Annotated in this window: 6 protein-coding genes; all 6 read right to left on the reverse strand. The window is 56.2% G+C overall.

Features of this window, described 5'->3' with window-relative positions; all coding sequences use genetic code 11:
* Positions 1-494 precede the first annotated feature (494 nt).
* On the reverse strand, positions 495-1,115 hold the full coding sequence (msrQ, locus tag AC1DVH_RS25325) for a protein-methionine-sulfoxide reductase heme-binding subunit MsrQ (RefSeq protein ID WP_477756114.1): 621 nt from the start codon (positions 1,113-1,115) through the stop codon (positions 495-497).
* Positions 1,115-2,128: a protein-methionine-sulfoxide reductase catalytic subunit MsrP gene (gene msrP / locus AC1DVH_RS25330; RefSeq protein WP_477756115.1), complete on the reverse strand. Its 1,014-nt coding sequence runs from the start codon at positions 2,126-2,128 to the stop codon at positions 1,115-1,117. Before msrP ends, msrQ begins: the two co-directional genes overlap by 1 nt.
* Before the next feature lie 58 nt (positions 2,129-2,186).
* The gene (pssA, locus tag AC1DVH_RS25335) at positions 2,187-3,041 is read right to left on the reverse strand and encodes a CDP-diacylglycerol--serine O-phosphatidyltransferase (RefSeq protein WP_007971084.1); all 855 of its coding nucleotides are present in this window, start codon (positions 3,039-3,041) and stop codon (positions 2,187-2,189) included.
* A 144-nt stretch (positions 3,042-3,185) separates the two neighbouring features.
* Positions 3,186-4,202 (reverse strand): ketol-acid reductoisomerase, encoded by a 1,017-nt coding sequence (ilvC, locus tag AC1DVH_RS25340; protein ID WP_003228216.1) that lies wholly within the window; start codon positions 4,200-4,202, stop codon positions 3,186-3,188.
* A gap of 45 nt (positions 4,203-4,247) precedes the next feature.
* A complete protein-coding gene (gene ilvN, locus AC1DVH_RS25345) occupies positions 4,248-4,739 on the reverse strand; it encodes an acetolactate synthase small subunit (RefSeq protein WP_003176102.1) in 492 nt (163 codons plus the stop codon).
* A 2-nt stretch (positions 4,740-4,741) separates the two neighbouring features.
* On the reverse strand, positions 4,742-5,588 hold an 847-nt coding region (locus AC1DVH_RS25350; protein WP_477756116.1), incomplete at its 5' end, for a thiamine pyrophosphate-dependent enzyme.

A 5,588-nucleotide genomic window follows, 5' to 3' on the forward strand; every position in this document is an offset into this window, starting at 1 on the left:
CTTCAGTTCAAACATCTTTGGGTTTTGAGAAAACCCTAAACTTGGCTCAGCAATCGTTGGTTACATCTTTGATTTCTCGCGGAGTAACTTGTGATGCTGATAATCTGTTGACTAGCAGTCTGACTCCACAAGCACCCACACGAATTGCTTGATTCAGTTGTTAAAGAGCGGTTGGTTAAGAGCTTTCGTCTCAACCGAGGCGCGCATTCTACAGCAGCCTCAYTTGCTGTCAAGTGGTATTTTTCAGAAGTTTTCMARGWWTCCTTWWCAACTTCAACCACTTGCGCTTCAGATCTCTCATCAGCGGGAGGCGAATTCTACAGCGTTACACGCTGCTGTCAACACCTCTTTTTCAACTCCCTTTTGGCTTCGATGACCTGAAGCAACCTGCTGCCGAAAACTGCATAACTCATTGTTTACCAAGGAGTTTCCGTTTCGACTGCGCCGGAAGTGGGGCGAATTATAGACACCTGTAATCTGCCGTCAACCACTATTTACGCCTTTTTGGCAGAAGAGCCCTTTTTAGCCATTAAACGCGGGATTCGACGAGCCAAAGGCGGTAGCCGCAGCACTAACAGCAATGCACCTATAGATGCATAGATCACCCACTCCTTCAGGTCGGCACGCACAATCCAGAGCATATGCAGTAATCCAAGCCCGAGAATTACATAAGCCAGGCGATGCAACTTCTTCCAGTGAACACCCAATCGCCGCTGACTGTATCGATTGGAAGTCACCGCCAATGCCAGCAAACCAAGAAAGCCCAGCGCACCGACAATAATGTAAGGCCGCTTGCGCAACTCGACACCCAGCTGCGACCAGTCAAAACCAAGTATGAATGCGCAATAACTACTGAGGTGGAGCAGCACATAGGCAAAGCACCACAATCCCAACTGTCGCCGCACGGCATTCCACCCCGCCCAACCGGTGAGCTTCTGCAAAGGCATCATGCTTAAGGTTACAAGCAGCAGAACAAGCGCCCCCAAACCCAGTCGATCAACCAGTACCTTGCCCGGATCCGGCCCGAGGACATCCTCCCAGGCCTGGTACAACCACAGCAGCGGCCACACCAGCACCACGACAAAGACACCGACACGCCAAAACGGATAGCGCATCAGTAGTTCTTCCTCAGGTCGAGCCCCGTATATAGAGAGGCGACTTCCTCTGAGTAGCCGTTGAACATTTGTGTGTCGCGCACATTGGGCTTGAACAAACCACTGGGCAGGCGGCGTTCACGCGCCTGAGTCCAGCGAGGATGATCAACCGTGGGATTCACGTTCGCATAAAAGCCATATTCATTCGCAGCAATGCTCTGCCAGGTGGTTTTCGGCTGCTCGCTGACCAGACTGATGCGCACGATGGACTTGATGCTCTTGAAGCCATATTTCCAAGGCACCACCAACCGCAACGGCGCGCCGTTTTGATTCGGCAACTCACGCCCATACATACCCACCGCAAGAATCGCCAATGGGTTCATCGCCTCATCCAGACGCAGCCCTTCTATATAGGGCCAGTCGATCAAGGCAAAACCGGAGCRCTGACCCGGCATGCTTTTGGGATCCTGCAGGGTTTCGAAGCGGATGAATCTGGCTTTCGAGGTCGGCTCGACCTCCTTGAGCAAGGCCGAGAGCGGAAAACCGATCCAGGGAATGACCATCGACCAGGCTTCCACGCAACGCAGCCGGTAGACTCGCTCCTCCAGCTGATACGGTTTCATGAAGTCCTCCAGCGCATACCGCCCAGGCTTGCCCACCTCCCCGTCCACCACCACCGACCACGGCTCCGCCTTCAGCGTGCCGGCATTCGCGGCCGGATCACCTTTGTCGGTGCCGAACTCGTAGAAGTTGTTGTAGTGGGTCGCATCCTTGAACGGCGTGATCGCCTCATCCTTGACGCTGACCGCGCCCCACCGGGTGGTCGGAAGTTTTTCGCTGAACCAGGCAGGCGCCTTGCCGGGCTCGACATCCGGATAACGCACAGCATCGCCAGCGCTGGCCCATTGCGGCAGGCCGCCCAGAGCGAAGCCGGCAACCGTGGCGCCGAGCACTTTGCGTCGAGATAGATAGAGGGATTCAGGCGTGACGTCCGACTCATGGCAGTCGGACGTTCTGGGGACTTTGATCAGCATGGTTACTCCGCAGCTTTGGAGGACAGATGCACCCATAGACTGCGGAGTATGAGGGAAATTACGCGCTCTTGTTACGGCGAAGACGTAACAGGTATTGAACCGGGCCGGAGGCTGCATAGGCGAGAAACACCAACAGCAGGATGCGCGGCGGATCACTGAAAACAACCGCGAACACCAGCACTACCGCGAGGATCGCCACGAACGGCACACGGCCTTTCAAATCCAGTTCCTTGAAGCTGTTGTACTTGATGTTGCTGACCATCAGCATGCCGGCCGCAGCAACCATCAGCGCAACCAGGAAGGACATCTTCGACCCCTGGATACCGTAATCGCTGAACGCCCAGACGATGCCTGCAACCACACCCGCCGCAGCAGGGCTGGCCAGGCCGATGAAGTAGCGCTTGTCCGCCGTACCGACTTGAGTGTTGAAACGCGCGAGACGCAATGCCGCGCCCGCCACATAGATGAAGGCGACCATCCAGCCAACCTTGCCCATGTCACCCAAGGCCCAACCGAAGGCCAGCAATGCCGGCGCCACACCAAAGGCAACCATGTCCGACAGCGAGTCGTACTCGGCACCAAAGGCGCTCTGGGTATTGGTCATGCGGGCCACGCGACCATCAAGACCGTCGAGCACCATGGCAACGAAGATCGCGATGGCTGCAAACGCAAAATACTTGCTCGCATTGGCCGAGTCACCGGCACTCAAAGCCGCCTGGGCGCTCATCGAGTTGATGATGGAATAGAACCCTGCGAACAGGTTCGCAGTGGTGAACAGATTCGGCAGAAGATAGATACCACGATGCCGGACTTTACGACCTTCAGCGTCATGCCCTTCCTCGACATGTTCATCGATGGGCAGCAGGCTTTCGGCGTCAGAAGCCTGGTTTGGCTCTTCGGGGCGTTCGCTCATGGACATTACCTTGCAACGGGGTGGAAAGTCTGGACAGGTGTCTGGGACGACGGTTCGGCCGCAAACGATGCAGCTTTATACCAGAACCGGCCCCCCAAACGAAAAAACGCGGCCTAAGCCGCGTTTTTCGTACAAGGGCGTGACTTAGTTTTTAGCTTTGTCGACGATCTTGTTGGCACCGATCCACGGCATCATGGAGCGCAGTTGCTCGCCGATGATTTCGATACCGTGAGCGGCGTTGTTACGACGCTTGGCGGTCATCGAAGGATAGCCGGTAGCACCTTCGCTGATGAACATCTTGGCGTATTCGCCGTCCTGAATACGTTTCAGGGCGTTGCGCATGGCCTGACGGGATTCGGCGTTGATCACTTCCGGACCGGTCACGTACTCGCCGTATTCGGCGTTGTTGGAGATCGAGTAGTTCATGTTGGCGATACCGCCTTCGTACATGAGGTCAACGATCAGCTTCAGTTCGTGCAGGCACTCGAAGTAGGCCATTTCCGGCGCGTAGCCAGCTTCAACCAGAGTTTCGAAACCGGCCTTGACCAGCTCAACGGTACCGCCGCACAGAACGGCTTGTTCGCCGAACAGGTCGGTTTCGGTCTCGTCCTTGAAGGTGGTTTCGATGATGCCGGTACGACCGCCGCCAACGCCGGCAGCGTAGGACAGAGCGACGTTCTTGGCGTTGCCCGAGGCGTCCTGGTAGATAGCGATCAGGTCAGGGATACCGCCGCCCTTCACGAACTCGGAACGTACGGTATGGCCTGGAGCCTTCGGCGCGATCATGATCACGTCGAGGTCAGCGCGCGGCACAACCTGGTTGTAGTGGATCGCGAAGCCGTGGGAGAAGGCCAGGGTGGCGCCTTTCTTGATGTTCGGCTCGATTTCGTTCTTGTACAGGGAGGACTGGAATTCGTCCGGGGTCAGGATCATGACCAGGTCGGCAGCTGCAACGGCAGAAGCAACGTCGGTCACTTTCAGGCCGTGGGCTTCAGCCTTGGCAACGGTAGCCGAACCTTTACGCAGGCCGACAGTCACGTCAACGCCGGAATCTTTCAGGTTGCACGCTTGAGCGTGGCCCTGGGAACCGTAACCGATGATGGCAACTTTCTTGCCCTGGATGATCGACAGGTCGCAGTCTTTATCGTAGAAAACTTTCATGAATTTCCCCTATATCAGGCCGTTCAGGCCGTTCGCTAATTTGGTTTAGATGCTGAGTACTTTGTCGCCGCGGGCAATGCCGGTCACGCCACTACGGACGGTTTCCAGAATCGAGGCGGTGCCAATGGACTGAATGAAGCTGTCGAGCTTGTCGCTGGTACCGGTCAGTTGAACGGTATACACGCTGGCGCTGACATCGACGATCTGTCCACGGTAAATGTCGGTAGTGCGCTTGATCTCGGCACGCTGGGCGCCGGTGGCCTTGACCTTGACCAGCATCAGTTCGCGCTCGATGTGAGCACTCTCCGACAGGTCGACCAGTTTTACCACTTCGATCAGCTTGTTCAGGTTCTTGGTGATCTGCTCGATGACTTCATCGTGACCAACCGTGGTCAGCGTCAGACGCGACAGGGTCGGGTCTTCGGTCGGGGCCACGGTCAGGCTTTCGATGTTGTAGTTGCGCTGCGAGAACAGGCCAACCACACGAGACAGAGCACCGGGTTCGTTTTCCAGAAGCAAGGAAATAATGTGCCGCATGATTAGGTACGCTCCGTCTTGCTCAGCCACATATCGCGCATGGAGCCGTCTTTGATCTGCATCGGGTAGACGTGCTCACTGGTATCGACCGAAATATCGATCACCACCAGGCGATCTTTCATGGCGAACGCTTCTTCCATCTTCGACTTCAAATCTTTCGATTCAGTGATGCGCACGCCAACGTGACCATAGGCTTCTGCCAGCTTGACGAAGTCAGGCAACGACTCCATGTAGGAGTGCGAGTGACGGCTGCCATAGCTCATGTCCTGCCACTGACGAACCATACCCAGAACGCCGTTGTTCAGAATGACGATTTTTACCGGCAAACCGTATTGCAGACAGGTGGACAGTTCCTGGATGTTCATCTGGATACTGCCTTCGCCCGTTACACAGGCAACGTCGGCATCCGGGTAGCTCAACTGAATGCCCATGGCCGCCGGAAAACCGAAGCCCATGGTGCCCAGGCCACCGGAGTTGATCCAGCGGTTCGGTTTGTTGAACTTGTAGTACTGCGCAGCAAACATCTGGTGCTGGCCCACGTCGGAGGTCACAAAGGCGTCGCCCTTGGTCACTTCGCACAGGGTTTCGATCACGGTTTGCGGCTTGATGACGCTACCGTCGCCCTTGTCATAAGGGAACAGGCCGCGATCACCACGCCACTCGTCAACCTGCTTCCACCAGCTGGCAACGGACTCCTTGTTCGGGGTCTCGCCGATTTCCTTGAGGATCGCGACCATTTCGGTCAGGACACTCTCGACCGGACCCACGATAGGCACATCGGCCTTGATGGTCTTGGAGATCGAAGCCGGGTCGATGTCGATGTGAATGATCTTGGCATTCGGGCAGAAC

The organism is Pseudomonas sp. P4_C3 (assembly GCF_056402075.1).